Source organism: Achromobacter spanius (genome assembly GCF_039673305.1).
Taxonomy (GTDB): domain Bacteria; phylum Pseudomonadota; class Gammaproteobacteria; order Burkholderiales; family Burkholderiaceae_B; genus Achromobacter; species Achromobacter spanius_F.
The window spans coordinates 12,027-31,596 of record NZ_JBDJLJ010000063.1; the positions used below are offsets into that span (position 1 = coordinate 12,027).

Annotated in this window: 20 protein-coding genes; 7 read left to right on the forward strand and 13 right to left on the reverse strand. The window is 69.4% G+C overall.

The genetic code is table 11. The features are described from left to right. Positions 1–2 precede the first annotated feature (2 nt). The 3 genes from urtE (at position 3) to ABE485_RS27290 (ending at position 1,907) form a co-directional block, all read left to right on the forward strand. Positions 3–701, forward strand: coding sequence for an urea ABC transporter ATP-binding subunit UrtE (gene urtE / locus ABE485_RS27280; RefSeq protein ID WP_346518380.1), 699 nt, complete (start codon positions 3–5; stop codon positions 699–701). An 80-nt stretch (positions 702–781) separates the two neighbouring features. Continuing rightward, positions 782–1,210 (forward strand): arsenate reductase (glutaredoxin), encoded by a 429-nt coding sequence (gene arsC / locus ABE485_RS27285; RefSeq protein ID WP_346518381.1) that lies wholly within the window; start codon positions 782–784, stop codon positions 1,208–1,210. Positions 1,211–1,301: 91 nt separating this feature from the next. Continuing rightward, on the forward strand, positions 1,302–1,907 hold the full coding sequence (locus ABE485_RS27290; RefSeq protein WP_346518382.1) for a phosphatase PAP2 family protein: 606 nt from the start codon (positions 1,302–1,304) through the stop codon (positions 1,905–1,907). 24 nt (positions 1,908–1,931) lie between these two features. Here the strand turns inward: ABE485_RS27290 and ABE485_RS27295 are convergent, their stop codons facing one another. From ABE485_RS27295 to ogt, 3 genes are all read right to left on the reverse strand, one after another. Next, positions 1,932–2,912, reverse strand: coding sequence for a Bug family tripartite tricarboxylate transporter substrate binding protein (locus tag ABE485_RS27295; RefSeq protein WP_346518383.1), 981 nt, complete (start codon positions 2,910–2,912; stop codon positions 1,932–1,934). 130 nt (positions 2,913–3,042) lie between these two features. Next, positions 3,043–4,128: a tartrate dehydrogenase gene (locus tag ABE485_RS27300; protein WP_346518384.1), complete on the reverse strand. Its 1,086-nt coding sequence runs from the start codon at positions 4,126–4,128 to the stop codon at positions 3,043–3,045. A gap of 86 nt (positions 4,129–4,214) precedes the next feature. After that, positions 4,215–4,781 (reverse strand): methylated-DNA--[protein]-cysteine S-methyltransferase, encoded by a 567-nt coding sequence (gene ogt, locus ABE485_RS27305; RefSeq protein WP_346518385.1) that lies wholly within the window; start codon positions 4,779–4,781, stop codon positions 4,215–4,217. A gap of 145 nt (positions 4,782–4,926) precedes the next feature. On the opposite strand from ogt, the gene ABE485_RS27310 reads away from it, so the two are divergent. Beyond that, entirely contained in the window at positions 4,927–6,372 is a 1,446-nt protein-coding gene (locus tag ABE485_RS27310) for an AlkA N-terminal domain-containing protein (protein WP_346518386.1), read from the forward strand. 16 nt (positions 6,373–6,388) lie between these two features. Here the strand turns inward: ABE485_RS27310 and ABE485_RS27315 are convergent, their stop codons facing one another. The 9 genes from ABE485_RS27315 to ABE485_RS27355 all read right to left on the reverse strand — a co-directional run bounded on the left by ABE485_RS27315 (position 6,389) and on the right by ABE485_RS27355 (position 15,910). Then, positions 6,389–7,294, reverse strand: a complete 906-nt coding sequence (locus ABE485_RS27315) for a LysR family transcriptional regulator (RefSeq protein WP_346518387.1) — start codon at positions 7,292–7,294, stop codon at positions 6,389–6,391. An 18-nt stretch (positions 7,295–7,312) separates the two neighbouring features. Next, entirely contained in the window at positions 7,313–7,795 is a 483-nt protein-coding gene (locus ABE485_RS27320) for a YajQ family cyclic di-GMP-binding protein (RefSeq protein WP_346518388.1), read from the reverse strand. Between the two features lie 103 nt (positions 7,796–7,898). Then, positions 7,899–8,687, reverse strand: a complete 789-nt coding sequence (locus ABE485_RS27325; RefSeq protein ID WP_346518389.1) for a heme ABC transporter ATP-binding protein — start codon at positions 8,685–8,687, stop codon at positions 7,899–7,901. Then, the gene (locus ABE485_RS27330; RefSeq protein ID WP_430795472.1) at positions 8,684–9,658 is read right to left on the reverse strand and encodes a FecCD family ABC transporter permease; all 975 of its coding nucleotides are present in this window, start codon (positions 9,656–9,658) and stop codon (positions 8,684–8,686) included. Before ABE485_RS27330 ends, ABE485_RS27325 begins: the two co-directional genes overlap by 4 nt. A gap of 22 nt (positions 9,659–9,680) precedes the next feature. Continuing rightward, entirely contained in the window at positions 9,681–10,511 is an 831-nt protein-coding gene (locus ABE485_RS27335; protein WP_346518390.1) for a heme/hemin ABC transporter substrate-binding protein, read from the reverse strand. Between the two features lie 18 nt (positions 10,512–10,529). Continuing rightward, entirely contained in the window at positions 10,530–11,576 is a 1,047-nt protein-coding gene (locus tag ABE485_RS27340) for a hemin-degrading factor (RefSeq protein WP_346518391.1), read from the reverse strand. Between the two features lie 81 nt (positions 11,577–11,657). Continuing rightward, positions 11,658–14,282, reverse strand: coding sequence for a TonB-dependent hemoglobin/transferrin/lactoferrin family receptor (locus tag ABE485_RS27345; protein ID WP_430795471.1), 2,625 nt, complete (start codon positions 14,280–14,282; stop codon positions 11,658–11,660). A 129-nt stretch (positions 14,283–14,411) separates the two neighbouring features. Then, entirely contained in the window at positions 14,412–15,422 is a 1,011-nt protein-coding gene (locus ABE485_RS27350) for a FecR domain-containing protein (protein ID WP_346518392.1), read from the reverse strand. Further along, entirely contained in the window at positions 15,401–15,910 is a 510-nt protein-coding gene (locus ABE485_RS27355) for a sigma-70 family RNA polymerase sigma factor (RefSeq protein ID WP_346518393.1), read from the reverse strand. Before ABE485_RS27355 ends, ABE485_RS27350 begins: the two co-directional genes overlap by 22 nt. A 158-nt stretch (positions 15,911–16,068) precedes the next feature. Here ABE485_RS27355 and ABE485_RS27360 point away from each other — a divergent pair, with 158 nt between their 5' ends. Together ABE485_RS27360 and ABE485_RS27365 are read left to right on the forward strand one after the other, a co-directional pair. Further along, on the forward strand, positions 16,069–16,536 hold the full coding sequence (locus ABE485_RS27360) for a CopD family protein (protein WP_346518394.1): 468 nt from the start codon (positions 16,069–16,071) through the stop codon (positions 16,534–16,536). Positions 16,537–16,680: 144 nt separating this feature from the next. Next, positions 16,681–17,541 carry a hypothetical protein gene (locus ABE485_RS27365; RefSeq protein WP_346518395.1) on the forward strand — a complete coding sequence of 287 codons (861 nt, stop codon included), beginning with the start codon at positions 16,681–16,683 and terminating at the stop codon, positions 17,539–17,541. Between the two features lie 7 nt (positions 17,542–17,548). Here ABE485_RS27365 and ABE485_RS27370 read toward each other — a convergent pair whose 3' ends face one another. After that, on the reverse strand, positions 17,549–18,520 hold the full coding sequence (locus tag ABE485_RS27370; RefSeq protein WP_346518396.1) for a LysR family transcriptional regulator: 972 nt from the start codon (positions 18,518–18,520) through the stop codon (positions 17,549–17,551). A 135-nt stretch (positions 18,521–18,655) separates the two neighbouring features. Here ABE485_RS27370 and ABE485_RS27375 point away from each other — a divergent pair, with 135 nt between their 5' ends. Continuing rightward, positions 18,656–19,384 (forward strand): tripartite tricarboxylate transporter substrate-binding protein, encoded by a 729-nt coding sequence (locus ABE485_RS27375; RefSeq protein WP_346518397.1) that lies wholly within the window; start codon positions 18,656–18,658, stop codon positions 19,382–19,384. Positions 19,385–19,570: the final 186 nt, after the last annotated feature.

Consider the following 19,570-nt stretch of genomic DNA (forward strand, 5'->3'; position numbering starts at 1 on the left):
GAATGCTGGACGTAAGCGCGATCGACCAATACTACGGCGGCAGCCACACCCTGCGCGGCGTGTCGCTGTCGGTGCGCCAGGGCGAATGCCTGGCGCTGCTGGGGCGCAACGGCGTGGGCAAGACCACGCTGCTCAAGTGCGTGATGGGCGTGCTGCCCGTGGCGCGCGGCGGCATTGCGTTCGACGGGGCGGATATCACGCGCCTGGCGCCGCACCAGCGCGCCACGCGCGGCATGGCCTACGTGCCGCAGGGCCGCGACATCTTCGCGCGCCTGACGGTCGAAGAGAACATCCTGATGGGCATGGCGACCAAGCCGGCGGCGCGCGCGCGGCGCATCAAGGAAGAAGTCTTCGAACTGTTTCCCGTGCTGAAAAGCATGCTGTCGCGCCGCGGCGGCGATCTTTCCGGCGGGCAGCAACAACAGCTGGCGATCGCGCGGGCGCTGGTGGCCGAACCCAAGCTCATCATCCTGGACGAGCCCACCGAAGGCATCCAGCCATCGATCATCAAGGACATCGCGCGCGTCATCCACATGCTGCGCCAGCGCGGCGACATCGCCATCCTGCTGTGCGAGCAATACTTCGACTTCGCGCGCGAGCTGGCCGACCAGTTCGTGGTGCTGTCGCGCGGCGAAGTGGTGGCCAGCGGCGGGCGCGATGCGATCGACGGCGAGGACGTGCGCCGGCACCTGTCGGTTTGATCGCTTCCCGCCGGCCCCGGCCGGCGGATGGACTATGCTCCTCCTCTTGCATGCTGAATCACCCGCAAGAGGAGCCTCCCATGTCCGACGTAACCATCTATCACAACCCCAAGTGCGGCACCTCCCGCAACACCCTGGGCCTGATCCGCAACGCGGGCATCGAGCCGCAGGTCGTGCTGTACCTGGAAACGCCGCCCTCGCGCGACACGCTGAAGGCGCTGTTCAAGAAGGCCGGCGTCACGGTGCGCGACGCGCTGCGCGAGAAAGGCACGCCCTACGCCGAACTGGGCCTGGACGATGCGTCGCTCTCGGACGAGGCCCTGCTGGACGCCATCGGACAGCACCCCATCCTGCTGAACCGTCCCTTCGTGTCCACGCCGCTGGGCGCCCGCCTGTGCCGTCCCTGCGAACTAGTGCTGGACATCCTGCCGGCGCCGCAACAAGGCGCGTTCTCGAAGGAAAGCGGCGAACCCGTCATCGACGCGCAGGGCAAACGCATCCAGAAGTAAAAGCGCGGAATTCGCCGCACTTTGTAAGGGAACTGACGGGAAAGCCATCTACCATCGCGGCACTCGAATTATTACGCCGCGATGACGTGTCATGGATTTCCTGGAAAACCTCAACCAGTCCCTGTTTCTGCTGATCAACGCCGATCCCGCCACCCCGGCGTGGCGGATCCAGGCCGCCATGCTGGTGGCCAACAAGCTGATCCTGCTGGTTCCCGGCGCCATGGCCGCCGCCTGGCTGTGGGGTGACGAACCGCAACGCAGCCTGATGCTCAAGGCGCTGGCCAGCATCGCCGTGGCGCTGTTCGCCAGCTACCTGTGCGGCGCGCTGTGGCCCCACCCGCGGCCGTTCGTCATCGGCCTGGGCCATGCGTTCTTTGCGCACAAGCCCACGTCCTCGTTCCCCAGCAACCACACCATCATCATCGCCACGTTCGCGTTCGCGCTGATCCTGGACCGGCGCCGCGCCGCCTGGGGCTGGCTGGCGCTGGCGGGCGCCGTCGTGGTGGGAACGTCGCGCGTCTACCTGGGCGTGCATTTCCCGCTGGACATCGCGGGCGGGCTGCTGCTGGCGCCCGTGGCCGCCGCGCTGACCATCCCGGCCTGGCGCCGGGCGGGCGCGCCGCTGACCGCCGCGGTCCAGGGCCTGTACCGCAAGGTGCTGGCCCTGCCGATCGCGCGCGGGTGGATCCGCGCGTGATCCTGTTTTGGGGCGGGGCCGCGATCAGTTGATCGCGACCTTCGCCTCCTTGACCAGCTTGGCGTAGTTTTCGGTGTCGGCGCCGATGCGCGCCTTCATCTGCGCCGGGGAATCGCCGATCGGCACCGCGCCGATCTCCGCCATGCGCCGCGTGAAGTCAGGCGACCGGATGATCTTCACCATCTCGGCGTTCAGGCGGTCCACCACGTCCTTGGGCGCCGCCGCCGGCGCCAGCACGCCAAACCACGTTCCCATGTTGAAGGGTTTCAGGCCGGCCTCCTCCATCGTGGGCACGTCGGGCAGCGCGGCCGAGCGCTGATTGGTGGTGACGGCCAGCGCCCGCAGCTTGCCGCTCTGGATGTGCGCGAGCACCGGCGTGATCGTGTCGAACGACATGTCGATCTGCCCGCCCAGCAGGTCCGTCGTCAGCGGCCCGCTGCCCTTGTAGGGCACGTGCAGCAGCTGTACGTGGCCCGCGCGCTCGAACTGCGCGCCGATCAGGTGCTGGCCGGTGCCCATGCCGTTGGAGCCATAGGTGAGCTTGCCGGGCGCGGCCTGCGCCAGCTTCAGCAGTGCCGGCACGTCCTTGGCGTCCAGCTTCGGATTGACGACCAGCACGTTGGGCACGAGCGCCACCGTGGTCACGGGCGCGAAGTCCTTCTGGAAGTCGTAGTGCAGGCTCTTGTAGACGCTGGTGGCGATGGTGTGATGCACCGCGCCCATCAGCAGCGTATAGCCGTCCGGCGCCGCCTTGGCCACGTAGTCCGCGCCCAGCGTGGAACCCGCGCCCGGCTTGTTCTCCACCACCACCGGCTGGCCCAGGCTCTTGGCCAGTTCCTGCCCCAGCGCGCGCGCCAGCACGTCCGTGGTGCCGCCGGCCGGAAACGGCACGATCAGGTTCACGGGCCGCGTCGGATAGGACTGCGCCTGCGCGCCGCCCGCGAAGGGCAGCCCCAGCAGGCAGGCGAACGCCAGGGCGCGCGCCGGAATCGCTTTCTTATGCATGGTTTGTCTCCTGGATACGAATGGACTTCGCTTTTTATGTGCTGCCAGGCTTGCTTGCGGCCGGGTGCGGGACGCCCCGGCTCTCTTGGGCGCCGGACACCCGTGGCATCCGGCGCTTGGCGCGCGGCGGTCAGGCCGCCTTGGCGGGCGCCGAGGCCGCGAGCTTCGCGCAGACGGCCGCCGTGACCTGTTCGGTGGTGGCGCGTCCGCCCAGGTCGCCGGTATGCAGCGACGGATCGGCGGTCACGCTTTCGATGGCCTGCATCAGGCGGGCCGCCGCCTGGGTTTCGCCCAGGTGTTCGAGCAGCATGACGACCGACCAGAACGTGCCCACCGGATTGGCCAGGCCCTTGCCCATGATGTCGAAGGCCGACCCGTGGATGGGTTCGAACATGGAGGGATAGCGGCGCTCGGGATCGATGTTGCCGGTGGGCGCGATGCCCAGGCTGCCGGCCAGCGCGGCGGCCAGGTCGCTGAGGATGTCCGCGTGCAGGTTGGTGGCCACGATGGTGTCCAGCGTCGCCGGCCGGTTGACCATGCGCGCGGTGGCGGCGTCGACCAATTCCTTGTCCCACGTCACGTCCGGGAATTCGCGGCTGACCTGCACGGCGATTTCGTCCCACATCACCATGGCATGGCGCTGCGCATTGGACTTGGTGACGACGGTCAACAACTTGCGCGGCCGGGACTGCGCAAGCTTGAACGCGAAACGCAGGATGCGCTCGACGCCGGCGCGGGTCATGATGGACACGTCGGTCGCGGCCTCGATGGGATGGCCCTGATGCACGCGGCCGCCCACGCCCGAGTACTCGCCTTCGGAGTTCTCGCGCACGATCACCCAGTCAAGCTGTTCCGGCGTGCAGCGCTTGAGCGGCGCGTCGATGCCGGGCAGGATGCGCGTCGGACGCACGTTGGCGTACTGGTCGAAGCCCTGGCAGATTTTCAGGCGCAGGCCCCACAGCGTGATGTGGTCGGGGATGTCGGGATCGCCCGCCGAGCCGAACAGGATCGCGTCCTTGTCGCGCAGCGCGTCCAGGCCGTCGGCCGGCATCATGACGCCGTGCTTGCGGTAATAGTCGCCGCCCCAGTCGAAATCCTGGAACTCGAAGCGCGGGCCGCCCTGGGCGGCCAGTTCCTGCATGACGCGCCGGCCGGCCGGAATCACTTCCTTGCCGATGCCGTCGCCGGGGATGGTTGCAATGCGGTAGGTTTTCATGAGGCGCCAGCGCTCCGTTCGAATAAAGACTGCTGGCACTTTACCGAGCCGCCCGCATCGGGCGCGCCCGGAAATTCACAACATCTTCAACCTGAAGTTGAAAATCGGGCGGCGCCGGTGCGCGCCTGTTGCGCCGCCCGCCAATCGGCTTCGTGGGCAAGCAGCCAGCGCTTGCGGTGCAAGCCGCCGCCGTAGCCGGTCAGCGACGCGTTGGCGCCGATCACGCGGTGGCACGGGACGACGATGCCCACGGGATTGGCGCCGTTGGCCAGGCCCACCGCCCGCGCCGCCTCGGGCCGCGAAAGCCGCGCGGCCAGCATGCCGTAGCTGATGGTGGCGCCGCATTCGATGCCGCGCAGCGCCTGCCAGACCTGGCGCTGGAAATCCGTGCCGCCCAGGGCGACGGGCACGTCGTCAATGGCCGCGACGTCGCCTTCGAAGTAGGCTTCGAGCTGGCGGCGGGCCGTGGAAGGCTGGCTGGCGTCGCGCAATTCGACGGCGCCTTTGCCGTACTGGCGGCGCAGCAGGGTATGCATGCGGGACTCGAAGTCTTCCCAGTCCACGGCTCGCAGGCGCTGCTGCGCATCGGTCAGCACGAGCATCCGGCCGATGGGGGTGGGCACGCGTTCGAGCGCGAATAGGTGCGAGGGCATGGCGCCGCTCCTGGCGAAGGGAACGGGGCCAATATAGCCCCGCGCCGGCCACCCGCGCTGGCGGTTTCCGGACACGGGTGTGACATTCACAACCCTGTCCGAAAACCGCTAGATCCGATGCGGCGGGCGGCGTTAGCATCACCGCATGGACCTCAACCACGACGCCTGCTACAGCGCCATCCAGGTGCGCGACGCCCGCTACGACGGGCGCTTCTTCACGGCCGTGAAGACCACGCGCATCTATTGCCGGCCGGTGTGCCCGGCGCGCACGCCCCTTTCCAAGAACGTCACGTTCTATTCCACCGCCGCCGCCGCGCAGGAGGCCGGCTACCACCCCTGCCTGCGCTGCCGGCCCGAGACCGCGCCGGAACTCGGCCCCGGGCACGAGCTGCCGGACGGCGTGGCGCGCGCGCTGCAGCTGATCGAACTGGGCGCGCTGGACGAGGCCGGCGTGGACGCGCTGGCGCGGCGCCTGGGCGTCGGCGAACGCCAGTTGCGGCGGCAGTTCCGCCAGCACCTGGGCGCGTCGCCCGTGACGGTCGCCCAGACCCGCCGCGTGCTGCTGGCCAAGCAGCTCATCCACGAAACGCATCTGCCCATGGCCGAAATCGCATTCGCGGCGGGCTTCGGCAGCATCCGCCGCTTCAACGAGATTTTCCTGGCCCTGTTCGGGCGGGCGCCTGGCGCGCTGCGGCGCTCGGAAAAGCCCGAGGTGTCCGCGGGGCGGCACGGCGAGATCAAGCTGCTGCTGCGCTATCGCCCGCCCTACGACTGGGACGCCATGCTGGGTTTCCTGAAGCTGCGCGCCATTCCCGGCATCGAACACGTCTCTGACGAGACGTACGCACGCACCATCTGCCTGGACGGCGCGCAAGGCACGGTGACGGTCAGGCCCGGCGCGGGCGATGCGTTGCAGGCCACCGTGCGCTTTCCCCGGCTGCAGGCGCTGCCGGCCATCATCGCGCGACTGCGCCGCGTTTTCGACCTGGCGAGCGATCCGGCGGCGATCGCCGCGCAATTCTCGGGCGATCCCGTCATGACGGCGCTGATGCAGGCCAGGCCCGGGCTGCGCGTGCCGGGCGCCTGGGACGGCTTCGAACTGGCCATGCGCGCCGTGCTGGGCCAGCAGATCACGGTCGTCGCCGCCATCCGCCTGGCCGGCAAGCTGGTGGCCGCGCACGGCGAGCCGCTGGCGCAGCCCGACTGCGCGTTGACGCACGTATTTCCCCTGCCGCAGGCGGTGGCCGCCGCAGAACTTGCATCGCTGGGCATGCCGCGCAGCCGCGCGGCGACGCTGTCGGCGGTGGCCGCGGCGGCTGTGGCGGACAGGCATCTGTTTGACGCCGCCGGCGGACTGGAGGACGCGGTACGGCGGCTGCGGACGATACGCGGCGTGGGGGAATGGACGGCGCAGTACATCGCCTTGCGGCAATTGCGCGAGCCGGACGCGTTTCCGCATGCGGACATCGGATTGATACGGGCGCTGGAAAAGCTGGAATCGCGCCCGTACACCCCCGCGCAGCTGCTCGCCCGGTCGGAGTCCTGGCGCCCCTGGCGCGCCTACGCGGCGCAGCACCTGTGGTCCGCCTGAGCCCGGACCGGCGGCGTCACCAGCGGCCTTCCGACCCTTCCTGGAAATAGCCGACCAGGAAATCCACGAAGGCCCGCACCTTGGCCGACAGGTGGTGCCGTTCGGGGAAAACGGCGTAGATGTCCGCCTGCGGCAGCGCGTAGTCTTCCAGCACCTGCACCAGCCGGCCGCTGCGCAGATAGCGCGCCAGGTCCCATTCGGCCCGCTGCAGGATGCCCAGCCCGGCCAGCCCCCAGGTCAGCGTCACTTCGCCGTCGTTGCTGCTGAGGTTGCCGCGCACTTTGACGGTTTCGCTGCGCCGCCCCTTGGCGAAGCGCCACAGGCCATAGGCGGCCTCGTTCTGGCGCAGCACGATGCACTGATGGCGAACCAGGTCGTGCGGCGTGGCCGGCACACCGTGTTTTTTCAGGTAGCCGGGAGACGCGCAGACCAGCCGGCGGTTGGGCGCGATCTTGCGCGCGATCAGGCTGGTGTCGGGCAGGTCGCCAAAGCGCACGGCGACGTCGAAGGCGTCGCGCACGAAATCCGCGGGACTGTCGGTCAGTTGCAGCTGCAGCGAGACTTCGGGATACTTCTGCGCGAATTCCGCGATGGCCGGCGCAATGTAGCTGCGGCCGAACCCCAGCGGCGCATTGACCTTGAGCAGGCCGCGCGGACTGGCCTGGCGGCTGGCGATCAGCTCGTCCAGGTCGTCGATCTCGCCCAGAATGCGGCGGGCGCTTTCCAGGTAGACCTCGCCCTCGGCGGTCAGGCTCAGGCGACGCGTGCTGCGGTTGAAGAGGCGCACGCCGAGTCGCGCCTCGATCTGCGCCAGCCGCTTGCTGACGGCGGCGGGCGTGACGTCGAGCTCACGCGCGGCCGCCGACATGCCGCCGGCGCGCGCGAGTTCGACGACAAGCTGGAGCTCACCCGAGTGCCCCATCTTTATGGGTCTGCCGGGTTAGTCGCGGAAGTTCTCGAACTGCAGCGGCAGGTCGACGTCGGTTTTTTTCAGCAGGGCGATGGCGGTCTGCAGGTCGTCGCGCTTCTTGCCCGAAATGCGCAGCTTGTCGCCGTTGATCTGCGATTCCACCTTGAGCTTGGCGTTCTTGATGGCGGCGATGAGCTTCTTGGCGACCGGCTGTTCGATGCCCTGCTTGATGGTGACCTTCTGGCGGGCGCCGCCCAGGTTTTCGAGGGGATCGGCGATGTCCAGGCAGCGCACGTCGATGCCGCGCGCGGACAGGCGGCCGCGCAGGATGTCCAGCATCTGCTTGAGCTGGAACGCGCTGGAGGCGACCTGGGTCACGACAAACCCGTCGAGTTCGAACTTGGCGTCGGTGCCCTTGAAGTCGAAGCGCGTGGCCAGCTCGCGGTTCGCCTGGTCGATGGCGTTGGTCAGTTCGTGTTTATCGACTTCGGAGACGACGTCAAAAGTAGGCATGACACGGGGTCCTGTGGATAAGTGATGGAGGTGCTAGGGCCATTTCAGATAATCCGGCCCTGATGCCCGCCATTTTACCGGCCCCGCGCCCCGCGTCACGCCGTCATGTCGTCACGACCAGCAGGCGCTCCGGCTGCACGGGATGCGGCATGACGTGCGCGTCGATGCCGTAGGCCAGGTACAGGTTTTTCGGCGTCAGGACCTCCGCCGGCGTGCCCGCGGCGATTGCACGGCCGCCGCAAAGCAGCAGCAGCCGGTCGCACCATCGCGCCGCCAGGTTCATGTCGTGCAGAATCACCAGTATGCCGGTATCGCCCTCGTGCGCCAGGCCCGCCGCCACGCGCAGCAGGTCGCCCTGGTGCTTGGGATCGAGGCTGGCCGTGGGCTCGTCCAGCAGCAGGTAGCGCGGCGCGCTGCCCGTGCGCGCTGCCTTGCACTGCACCAGCACGCGGGCAAACTGCACGCGCTGCTGTTCGCCGCCGGAGAGCTCGGGGTAGCGGCGCGCGCCCAGATGCGTCACGTCGGCCCAGCCCAGCGCCTGGTCCACCAGGGCGTCCACCTGCGCGGGGGACAGTTCCGGAAATGGGTACGCGCCCATCGCCACCACTTCGCGCACGTCCAGGTCGAAGCTCAGCCCGGGCTTTTGCGGCAGCACGGCGCGCAAGCGGGCCTGCTCCCGGTGCGCCAGCCCGCGCAGGTCGGCATCGCCCAGGCGCACCGTGCCCGAATCCGGCGCCAGTTCGGCGGACATCGCGCCCAGCAGGGTGGACTTGCCCGCGCCGTTGGCGCCCAGCAGACCCACCACTTCGCCCGGCCGCACTGCCAGGGACACCTGCTCCAGGATGCGGTTGCCGCCGCGCGTCAGTACAAGATTCTCGGCCGCCAGCATCATCCGTGCCTCCGGCCGCGCGCCAGCAGCCACAAGAAGAAGGGACCGCCGACCAGGCTGGTCACCAGCCCGATGGGCAATTCGGCCGGCACCACCGCCACGCGCGCCAGCCAGTCGGCCAGGGTCAGCGCCAGGGCGCCGCCCAGCACGCACGCCGGCAGCAGCCAGCGGTGGTTCGCGCCCAGCGTCACGCGCACCAGGTGCGGCACCACCAGTCCCACGAAACCGATGCCGCCGGTCGCCGCCACCAGCGGCCCCACGATCAGCGCGCAGGCCAGCACCAGCTGCGCGCGCACGCGCTTGAGCGCGTAGCCCAAGTGCTGGGCCTCGCGTTCGCCCAGCAGCAAGGCGTTCATGACGCGCCATTGGCGCATCAGCCACCACGACATGAGCAGCACCCACGGCCCCAGGAACGCCAGCAGGCTCCATTTGGCGCCGGCCAGGCTGCCCATGGTCCAGAAGGTCAGGTCGCGCAGCTGGGCATCGTTGGCCACGAAGGTGAACAGGCCGATCATGGCGCCGGCCACTGCATTGATGGCAATGCCCGCGAGCAGCAGGCCCGCCACGCCCGGCACGCGCCGGCCCAGCGTGTAGGCGCAGAAGGTGGCCAGCAGGCTGCCGCCGAACGCCGCCGGCGCCAGCACCCAGAAGCCGCCCGACGTCAGCACGATGGCGGCCACCGCCCCCAGCGAGCCCCCGGCGGAAATGCCGATCAGGCCCGGCTCCGCCAGCGGATTGCGGAACAGCGCCTGCATGGCCGCGCCGGAGATGGCCAGCGCGGCGCCCGCCACCATGGCGAACAGCACCCGCGGCAGGCGGATGTCGATCAGCACGTTGCGCCAGAGCGCATCGCCCGGCGCGGGCTCGCCCCACAGCAGCGCGGGGATGTCGCGCAGGGGAATCTGCACCGCCCCGCTGCTGCTGGCGGCCAGCGCGACCACGGCCAGGGCCGCGCCCAGCAGCGCCAGCGCCAGCGGCGCCGAGACGCGCCCCGCGCTACCGCCCCATGACACCGGCGGCCTCCCGCTTGAGTTCGGTCAGCGCCAGCGGCAGGCGCGGGCCCATGCCCAGAAGCAGCAGGTCGTCCATGACGATGACGCGCTTGCGCGCGGCGGCGGGCGTGGAAGCGATGCCCGGCTGGGCCAGCAGCTTGTCCAGCCCGCCCGAGGCGTCCAGCGACGTCCGGGTCACGACGATCACCTCCGGCGCCAGCGCGCTGACGGCCTCGGCGGAGACGGGCTTGTAGCCGTGCTGGTCCTTCAGCACGTTGACCAGCCCGGCCATCGTCATGACTTCGTTGGCGGCCGTGCCGCCGCCGGCGCCCTGCAGCGTGCCGGTGCGGTTGAGCAGCAGGATCGCGCGCGCGCCGGTGCCGGGGATGGCCTCGACCGCCTTCAGGTCGCGCGTGATGGCGGCCACCATGCTTTCGCCGGCGGACGCCACATCCAGCGCCTCGGCGATGTTGCGGATGCGCGCCTTCAGCGAATCCACCGACGGCGAATCCGGCACGGTGACGATGCGCACCCCGACGTCGCCCAATCGCTTGAGCGCGTCGGGCGGCCCGGCCTGTTCCGACGCCAGCACCAGGTCTGGCTTGAGCGCCAGCACGCCCTCCACCGGCACCGAGCGGTAATAGCCGACGCGCGGCAGCCTGGTCGCCGCCTCGGGGTACAGGCTGGAGAGATCGTCTCCCACCAGCTTGTCGCCCTGCCCCAGCTGGTACACGATCTCGGTCACGCTGCCGCCCAGCGTCACCACCCGTTCGGGCGGCGCCGCCTGCGCGCCAGCAGCCACCACCCAAGCCGCCACTGCCAACCATTTTTTCATTGCTGCTTCCTTATGCGCTCAAGCGGCCAGCGGCGCGCTGCACAGGCCCACCATCAGTTCGCGCCAACCCGCGAGTTCCGGCTTGCCGGGCTTGCGTTCGCCGAAAAACTGCACGATCAGGTCGCCGTTGCCGGCATACACCTCCAGCGACGTCACCCAGCCGTCGGATGTGGGCTTGTTCACCACCCAGGCCGACGCGATGGCCGTCGTGTCCAGGTGCAAGTTGAATTTCGGGTCCAGCACGTTGAACCACGGGCCGGTGCGGCGCAGCGCGTGCACCGGGCCGGAGTGGATCTGGATCATGCCGCGGTTGCCCACGAAACACATGATGGGCAAGGCGGACGCCGACGCCGACTGCAGCATGCGTTCCACGGCGTCGGCCGGCACCGGCTGCGCCAGGTCTTCGCCGGCCGCCGCCAGGGCCGCCAGGCGCGACACCTTGAACTTGCGCAGCAGCGGGAAGAATTCGTGCGTGTCCTTCATGCCCAGCCAGGCTTCGCGCCAGGCCTGCGCGTCCTCGACCTGCCCGGCGTCAGAGGACGGCGCGTAGGGTTCGGCCACGGGCCACTGCGATTCGCCCGCGAACCGGGCGACCAGCGCGTCATATGCGGCCGCGTCGGTGGCGTCGGTGCGGTACACCTTGTGCACCGCCACGCCCGCGCCGTCGAAGAACTGCAGGCTGTGGCGCCCGTCCTGCTCGACCGCCCAGGCCGATTTCCACGCGGTGAAGAACACGCGCAGATCGATGTCCGGCCCCAGCACCAGGCCCACCGGACCTTCGGCCTGGATGTCCTCATACATGCCGTGGCGCTCGTGCACACACCAGTCGTTGCGGGTCAGCGCCATGACCTCGCCCAGCGTGCCCAGTTCGCGGAAGATCTCCTGCGGGGCGCCGTGCAGCGCGGTCGCCTTCACGCCGGCACAGCCCGCGGCCACCCACTCGGCCTCGGATACGCCCAGCGCCTGGGCCAGGTTGCGGGCGCGCAGCCCGGGTTGCGAGGCGGCCAGGGCCTCGTTGCGGGCGCGCAGTTCTTCAGCGCGGGTCGTGAAATCGGTATTCGTCATCGTAGGCCCTCCGGCCGGTGCCAAACATTGCTAAAAACCGCCGCCGGGTCCGGTCTGTCGCCAGATGGCGGCGGACCGAACTCAATATTGATAAGTCAGTGAGACGCGCACGCTGCGTCCCGGTTCCGTGTACCAATCGACCGGACGCGGGATCGTGATGGCTCCCGCGGTCGGCACGTTGATGGCTTCCCAGTACTTCTTGTCGAACAGGTTGAACACGCCAGCCTGCACCTGCAAGCCCTTCACCGCGGCGGGGCGCCAATACCCCATCAGGTCCACCACGCCATAGCCCGGCGCCTGGAAGTCGGGGTTGGGCGCGCCGGCCGACGGCTCCGGATACTCGACCTTGTTGCGCTTGAGCGCCGTGGTCAGCAGCGCATCCACGCCCCACACGTCACGGCCGTAGCCCACGCCCAGCACCGCCTTCAGGGGCGCCACGGAGTTCAGGTACTGCCCCGTGCCCTCGTCCTTGCCGACGGCCCATGCCAGCGAGCCCCACGTGCGCCAGCCCGGCGCGAACTTCCAGTGCGCGCTGGCTTCCGCGCCGTAGATGCGGACCTTGGCGCGGTTGACGTTGCCCGTCACGCCCAGCGGGTACTGCCCCGCCCAGCCCGGCTGCCACTGCGGCGAATTGGGGTTGAGCGGCACATCTCCATCGATAAAGTTCTGATAACGATTATCAAACAACGATACCGCACCGCCCAGGTCGTCGGAGCCGATCTTGGCGCCCAGCTCCCAGCCCTTGCTGGTTTCGGGCTTCAGGTACGGATTGCCGACGCGCAGGTAGGTGCCCGGGCCGCCGTAGTTGGTGTAGAGCTGCGTGGCGCTGGGCGCCTTGAAGCCGTAGGCGTACTGCGCATAGAGGCTCAGCTCGTCCGCGGCCTTCCAGGTGGCCAGCAGCTTGGGCGAAAAGCGGCTGCCGCTGTTTGACGGCGGCAACGCCCCCGCGTTGGGATTGCTGTCGTAGCTGGCGCTGGACTGCGGCCGCTGCTCGTAATGGTCGTAGCGCAGCGCCGGCATGATGGTGTAGCGGCCGTCGGCGAAGCTGAACTCGTCCTGCACCCACAAGGCCCACTGATCGCCCTTGGATTGCGGAACGTCGGCCTGGTTGGTATGCAGCATGTCGCACGCGCGCGGGCCGAACGGCGCCGGCAGGCCCGGACGGATCGTGGGGCAGTTGTCGTAGCCGCTGGAGTTCTGCTCGGTCTTGTTGCCGTACCACTCGCCGCCGAACGTCCACAACTGGGACACCGCCTGGCCCGCCAGGCGCTTGGTGAATTCCGTGTTCGCGCCGAACAGCGTCTGCTGGATGGAGTTGCTGCGGCCATAGGGGCCGTTGGGGAAGCCGTAGCGGAAGGGGTCGCCGGGAATGATGCGGGCGCGCGAATCGACGCTGCGAATGCCGTTCTGCGAGTTGTCCAGGCGCACGCGCTGCCAATAGACCACCGCCGTGGCCGTGTCGATCAGGCCGCCGGCGCCGGGCGCCGTGTACGAATAGTCGAACGACACGCGCTCGCGCTCGGTTTCCTTGCGGGTGCTGTTTTCGCCGATCAGGTAGCTGGTGCCGGGGCCCTGCTCCCACATGCTGTCGATGTCGGCGTTGCGCTTGAAGTATTCGCCCGTCAGGCCGAAGCGGTGGCCGCCTTCGACGCGCTGCTGCAGCTTCAGCAGGAAGCTGCGCTGGTCGTAGTCCTCGGGGCTGGGCTCGCTGCGATTGGGGCCGTAGCCGCCGACGTCGCCGCGGTTGTCCAGGTCATGGCCGTTGCGCACGCCGGCCTGCAGCAGCCAGAACGTGTTGCTGTGGATCTGGCCGGCCAGCGCGGCATTGGCGCCCCAGCTGGAATCGGCGGACTCGTAGTCGGTCTTGGCCAGCGCGCCGAAGGTCTTGCCGTCGGTCAGCAGGTCCGACGGGTTCAGCGTGTGCAGGTCGGCAATGCCGGAGATCGCGCCCGAGCCGCCGCCGCTGGCGTCCGCGCCGCGCACGATGTCCAGCCGCGACAGGCTGTTGAAGTCCACCGCCTCCAGGCCGCCCTTCACGCCGCGCGCGCCGTCGTCCAGCCAGGGCAGGCGGATGCCGTCGACCCGCGTCAGCACGCGGTCCTGGTCCAGGCCGCGGATGTTGATGCTGTTGTTCAGGCGGTTGAAGCTTACGCCCGGCTCGGCGCGCCTGCCCAGGTCGGTCCAGTTCCGGATCTGCAGGTCGTCCATGCGGCGGCGGTCGGTGCTGGTCTCCCAGGCCGGCGTCAGCGCGGTGAGCTCGCCATCGACCAGGACCGGCGCAAGCTGCGTCACGCCGCCCTGCGGCAGCGCCTGCAGCACGAACACGCCGGCGCTGCGTTCCTGGACGCCCAGGCCGCTGCCGGCAAGCAGGCGCGAGAAGCCCTCATGCACGGAGTACACCCCGTCCAGTCCCTGGGTGCGGCGCTGCCCCACCAGCGCGGCGTCGAACAGCACCGTCACGCCGGCGCTGTCCGCAAAGCGCGGCAGCGCATCGGCCAGCGCGCCGGCCGGGATGCTGTAGCCGCGCGACCCGGCCTGGACCACCGCCGTGCCCTGCGCCTGCGCGGCCGACAGGGGCAGCATCGCGGCCGACATCGCGGTCAGGGCCAGCGCGGCGTGCACCGCGGCGGTAAGGCGGGTCAGCCGGCATTGCGCGCCTCGGGCTGGTCGGGAGCCGCTTGCGCGGCCGGCGGGGAAGTGAGCCATGGTCGTCCTTTCGATCCAACAGGTATCGGCATTTGTTTGCCTATACAGACCATGACCCGCGTGAAAACGAAACCGGACAGCATCGACAGAAAATTTTTTCGGAATGGGAAAATCGGCCCCGCCGCGCGTTCAAGCGGCCGCCGCGCGCGGCGCGATCGTCACCCAGTACGGCGTGCGGTAGCGCACCTGCACAGGCAGGGTGGCGGGCAAGGCGGCCAGCACGGCATCGGTATCGTGAAGCTGGAATGCCCCCGAAATCCGCAGGTGCGCGATCTCCGGATCGCAGCGCACGATGCCCTGGCGGTAGCGCGCCAGTTCGGCCGCGAAGGCGTCCAGGCGCAGCTCGCTGGCGTACAGCACGCCGCGCATCCAGTCGCCCGCATGCGGGTCGGCCGGCACGGGCGCGCTGGCGCCCTCGGCCGTCAGGCTGCTTTGTTCGCCGACTGCCAGGTCGATGTAGCTGCCCGGCTGCGCGCCGCTGCTGACCCGCACGCGCCCTTCCTGCACGCTGACCTGGCAATGCGCGCCTTCCTGGCGCACGCAGAAGCGCGAGGGCTGGGCCTCGATGTCGCCCAGGCGCGTGCGCACCACGAACGGCCGCGGATGGGCTGCGGGGTCGGCGACCGCGTGCACGGCGATCTCGCCGGACCGCAGCCGCAGCAGCCGGGTCGCGTCGTCGAACAGCACGTCGACCGCGCTGGCGGTGTTCAGGTGCAGGGTGGAACCGTCGGCCAGCGTCACGGCCCTGCGCTCGCCCGCCGCGCTGCGGTAGTCGGCGCTCCAGCCCAGGGGATCGGCGCGCCAGGCGGCCCATCCGACGGGGCCGGCCACCACCAGCGCCACCAGCGTCTTCAATGCGGCGCGGCGGCTCTTGAATTCGGGGCGGTTCAGGGTCGCCATGCCCAGCGCCGACGGAATCAGGCCGAAGCGCGCATTCACGCGCTGCGCGCGCTGCCAGGCATGCTCGTGCTCGGCCTTGCTGGCGCGCCACAGGTCACAGGCGTGGACGTCGGCATCGGTGGCTCGCCCGGAGCTCAGGCGCAGCAGCCAGCGGGCGGCCTCGCGCGCCACGTTGCGCTCGACGGCGGGCAGTTCCCCCGCCCCTTCCCCCTGCGCGCTCACATCACCGCCATGATGCATTGCTCGAATCCCTTGGTGATGTAGCGGTGGACGGTGCGCAGCGATACGTTGAGCCGTTCAGCGATCTCGCCGTGGCTCAGGCCCTCCAGCTGCGCCATCAGGAAAGCCTGGCGGGCGGGCAGCGACAGCCCGGCCAGCATCTCGTCGATTTCCTGCAGGGTTTCCAGGATGATCAGGCGCTGCTCCGCGGACGGGACCAGCTCCTGCGGCATCAGCGCCAGCGCTTCCAGGTAGGCCTGCTCGACCGAGCGGCGGCGGTGGTGGTTCAGCAGCAGGCGTTTGGCGATCGTGGTCAGGTAGGCGCGCGGCTCGCGCAGGGCGTCCAGTTCGTGCCGGTGGCGCAGCACCCGCACGAACGTGTCCTGGGCCAGGTCGGCCGCGTCGAAACTGTTGCCCAGCTTGGCGCGCAGCCAGCCGTGCAGCCACCCGTGATGGGCGCGGTACAGGAGGTGGACGGCGTCGCCTGAGGCGAGCACGGGATTCGGCACGGAGGGCTCCCTGGACTCTCAACCACAAATAGAAATCAATCTCATTCTAAATGGAAAACCATGATCTTGGTCAAGCCCGCGCAAGAAGGCTTGCGGAGATATCATGCGGACAGACCCGGCCGCCTCCCGCGGCCCTCCCCTCTCTACAGGCCGACCGCATGCTCTATGCCTCCTTGAAATTCGTCCACGTCATGGCCGTGATCCTCTGGGTCGGCGGCATGCTGTTCGCGCACTGTTTCCTGCGGCCGGCGGCCGCGAAACTTGAACCGCCCGTTCGCCTAAAACTGATGGAATCGGTGCTTGGGCCGTTCCTGAACGCCGTGCTCGCCGCGATCGCGGTGATCCTGCTGACCGGCGCCGGGATGATCGGCCAGGCCGCCAGCCAGGCGGCGCAGACGGGCGGCGCGTTCTTCATGCCCCGCAGCTGGACCCTGATGGCCGCGGGCGGCATCGTGATGATGGCCATCTACGGCCACATCCGGTTCGCGCTCTACAAGCGGCTGGCCGCGGCGGTGGCCGCGTCCGACTGGCCGGCCGGCGGCAAGGCCATGGGCGGCATCCGCCGCCTGGTCGGGGTGAACCTGCTGCTGGGCATCGCCATCGTCGCCATCATCTTCCTGGCGTAGCGGGATACCGGCCGCGGACCGAGCTATCGGGCAACCGGTGACTGGTATCGGGAATCTTTGGGCTGGTGCAATACGCAGTACATCCGCGCTGGCCACACTGCGGATGACTCTCGCGGGTCACGTCCACGACAACAGGGGTTCCCCATGATCAAACGTGCATTGCATCTGGCCGCCTTCGGCCTCTTCGCCACCTCCAGCGCCGCGCACGCCGCCGCGCCCATCGACAACAGCGCGCTCGACAAACCCGAGTTCCGCGCGCACGCCGCCACCTACGGCGTCGTCTACCGCCTGCCGCAGGAGGTGAACGCCGTCCTGGACGCCAAGGTGAACGGCGTGCTCAAGGAAGACCTGCTGAAGCTGGGCCTGAAGACCGAGGCGGAAACGCCCAACATGCCGCACGTCACCGTGGTCCACATCCACAGCGCCGATCCGGCCACGCCCGCCCGCATGCTCAAGGCGCTGCCCAAGCCGCCCGCCCCGCTGCGCCTCACGCTCAAGACCTTCTACCCGACCGAGGCCGCCAAGGGCGCGGGCCACCCGTGGTGGCTGGACCTGGGCGTGGTCAAGAGCGGCCAGGGCTTCGAAGACATGATGCGCTACAACACCGTGGCCACGGCCGCGCTCGCCCCCCTGCGCGACGGCCCGCTGCCGCGCGTGACCGGCCCCGTCTACGCCAAGATGGGCGATGCCGGCAAGGACCTGGTCAAGACGATGGGCGTGAGCGGCGTGAACATCATGCAGGACGGCAAGGAAGTGCGCGCCCACAACCCGCACACCACGCTGGTCTACAGCATGGCGCCTTATGACGCCCGCCTGCAGGACGCCATGAAGCAGGAATCCGACAAGTTCAACGCCGTGCTGCCCGACGGCATCGACACCACGTTCAAGGACGTGTCCATCGTCGAGATCGGCTTTGCCGGCAACGTCGTGCGCGAGATCTACCGCGTCAGCCTGGAAGACGGGTCGGTCATCGACGTGGCGACGGGCAAGCCGGCCGGCACCTGAGCCCCGGCTAGGCGGGACCGGGTTCCCGGTCCCGCAGCGCTTCCCGGATCTGGCCCCGCAGCCACGCCTGCAGCGGCGACGTATGCAGCCGCCGCGGCCACACCATCACGAATTCGATCTTGCGCAGGCTGGCGGGCAGTTCCAGCGTGGCCAGCGGAAAATGCTGGCTGTGCACGCGCGCCACGCTGGCGGGCATGGTGGTGGCGTAGTCGGTGTCCAGCAGCACGTAGGGCGTGATGCCGAAACCCGACAGGTACGCCGAGAATTCCAGGCGTCCCGCGTCGGGCTTCAAGGCCCGGTCGAAGTTGGTCTCGCGGCCGTACATCTGCGCAAACGCGAACCAGCGGATCGCCGGCAGGTCGGCCAGGGTCAATGCCCCCTGCCCGGCGCGCGGATGCCGGGCGGACACGACGCAGACGCGCCGGTCGCGCAGCAGCGTGTCGCGATGAAAGCGCGCCGGCACCTTGCCGAACAGGCCGATGGCGATGTCCAGCCGTTCCGAGTCCAGGTCGTCGGGCACGAAATCCCCATGCACCGACTGGAACCGCAGCGTGATGCCGGGCGCCGCAAGGCGCAGCCGTTCCAGCAGCGGCGCGGCCAGCAGGATCTCGCTGTGCGCGCCGGTGCCGATGTTGACCACGCCGCCGGCGCGGGCCGGATCGAAAGCCTCGGGCGGACGCAGCGCGGATTCGATCTGCGCCAGCGCGTCCTGCACGGACGCATGCAATTCCAGCGCGCGTTCGGTCGGAATGAAACGGCCTTTGACGACCACCAGCAAGGGGTCCTCCAGCCGGTCGCGCAAGCGCGCGAGATCGCGGCTGATGGCGGGCTGTGTCTTGTGCAGCAAGGCGGAACTGGCGGTGGCGCTGCGCGTGCGCATCAGCGCGTCGAACGTCAGCAGCAGGTTCATGTCCAGCCGGCGCAGATACGGCAAGGGGTGGGATTCGCTCATGGCGCCCATGCTATGCGCGAAAGACATGCAATGAAAGTCCCATACCAACTTTGATATGCCGGCCTTGCGCGGCCGGCATTGGGCAGCGCGCGCCGGCTTGGCTACAGTCGCGGGCAGATCGGGCCTTTCCGCATCCGACACCGACATCCTGGAGACAATCCCATGGGCCTGTTGAGCCTCTTCGCCGCGCGCTGGCGCGCCGCCCCTTCCCGACACCTGCTGCTGGCCGCCACGGCCGGCGCGGCCCTGGCCCTGGGCGCCGCCCAGCCCGCCGCCGCGGCCGGCTTTCCCTCGCGCCCCATCACGGTGGTGGTGCCCTTCCCGGCCGGCGGCACGCCGGACATCCTGGCACGCATCCTGAGCGAAGACCTGGCCCGCCGCCTGGGCCAGCCGCTGATCGTGGAGAACCGCGCGGGGGCCGGCGGCAACATCGGCGCGCAGGCGGTGGCGCGCGCCGCGCCGGACGGCTACACGCTGCTGATGTGCGCGTTCGGCTGCACGGTCGCGCCCTCGCTCTATCAGCCCAAGCCCTACGACATCGTCAAGGACTTCGCGCCCGTCGCCATGATCGGCACGGTGCCCAGCGTGCTGGTGGTCAATCCCAAGGTGCCGGCCAACACCCTGCCCGAACTGCTGGCCTATGCCCGCGCCAATCCCGGCAAGCTGAACTCCGCCTCTTCCGGCGTGGGCGGCTCCGCGCACCTGGCGACGGAACTGCTCAAGCAGCGCGCGGGCATCGACCTGGCGCACATTCCCTACAAGGGCGCCGGCCAGGTCGCGGCGGACCTCCTGGGCGGCCAGGTCGACATGTACTTCGACAACCTGCCCGCGTCGCTGGCGAACATCCGCGCGGGCAAGCTGCGGGCGCTGGCGGTGGCTAGGGCCTGTTAACGCTAAAGGGAGCCTCGCATGAGCGCCCAAATGAGCGCCTATCAAGGCGCGAAGCGCAGTCGTGGCGGCACCACGGCGAGCATTCGCAACGCAGAGAGGCGCTCAGTTGGGCGCTCACCCTTCGGGCAGGCTGGGAATTGGGGGGCCGGCGGGGGGGGGGGGAACACGCGGAGGGGCGAGCCCGGC

Excerpts from the sequence above, each read along its gene's own strand:
- ABE485_RS27360 (WP_346518394.1), top strand. The coding sequence starts at position 16,069 with ATGCTCTATGCCTCCTTGAAATTCGTCCACGTCATGGCCGTGATCCTC.
- ABE485_RS27345 (WP_430795471.1), bottom strand. The coding sequence starts at position 14,282 with ATGGCTCACTTCCCCGCCGGCCGCGCAAGCGGCTCCCGACCAGCCCGA.
- ABE485_RS27300 (WP_346518384.1), bottom strand. The coding sequence starts at position 4,128 with ATGAAAACCTACCGCATTGCAACCATCCCCGGCGACGGCATCGGCAAG.
- ABE485_RS27315 (WP_346518387.1), bottom strand. The coding sequence starts at position 7,294 with ATGGGGCACTCGGGTGAGCTCCAGCTTGTCGTCGAACTCGCGCGCGCC.
- urtE (WP_346518380.1), top strand. The coding sequence starts at position 3 with ATGCTGGACGTAAGCGCGATCGACCAATACTACGGCGGCAGCCACACC.
- ABE485_RS27295 (WP_346518383.1), bottom strand. The coding sequence starts at position 2,912 with ATGCATAAGAAAGCGATTCCGGCGCGCGCCCTGGCGTTCGCCTGCCTG.
- ABE485_RS27350 (WP_346518392.1), bottom strand. The coding sequence starts at position 15,422 with ATGCATCATGGCGGTGATGTGAGCGCGCAGGGGGAAGGGGCGGGGGAA.
- ABE485_RS27320 (WP_346518388.1), bottom strand. The coding sequence starts at position 7,795 with ATGCCTACTTTTGACGTCGTCTCCGAAGTCGATAAACACGAACTGACC.
- ABE485_RS27310 (WP_346518386.1), top strand. The coding sequence starts at position 4,927 with ATGGACCTCAACCACGACGCCTGCTACAGCGCCATCCAGGTGCGCGAC.
- ABE485_RS27325 (WP_346518389.1), bottom strand. The coding sequence starts at position 8,687 with ATGATGCTGGCGGCCGAGAATCTTGTACTGACGCGCGGCGGCAACCGC.
- ABE485_RS27370 (WP_346518396.1), bottom strand. The coding sequence starts at position 18,520 with ATGTCTTTCGCGCATAGCATGGGCGCCATGAGCGAATCCCACCCCTTG.
- ABE485_RS27340 (WP_346518391.1), bottom strand. The coding sequence starts at position 11,576 with ATGACGAATACCGATTTCACGACCCGCGCTGAAGAACTGCGCGCCCGC.
- ABE485_RS27375 (WP_346518397.1), top strand. The coding sequence starts at position 18,656 with ATGGGCCTGTTGAGCCTCTTCGCCGCGCGCTGGCGCGCCGCCCCTTCC.
- ABE485_RS27365 (WP_346518395.1), top strand. The coding sequence starts at position 16,681 with ATGATCAAACGTGCATTGCATCTGGCCGCCTTCGGCCTCTTCGCCACC.
- ogt (WP_346518385.1), bottom strand. The coding sequence starts at position 4,781 with ATGCCCTCGCACCTATTCGCGCTCGAACGCGTGCCCACCCCCATCGGC.
- arsC (WP_346518381.1), top strand. The coding sequence starts at position 782 with ATGTCCGACGTAACCATCTATCACAACCCCAAGTGCGGCACCTCCCGC.
- ABE485_RS27335 (WP_346518390.1), bottom strand. The coding sequence starts at position 10,511 with ATGAAAAAATGGTTGGCAGTGGCGGCTTGGGTGGTGGCTGCTGGCGCG.
- ABE485_RS27290 (WP_346518382.1), top strand. The coding sequence starts at position 1,302 with ATGGATTTCCTGGAAAACCTCAACCAGTCCCTGTTTCTGCTGATCAAC.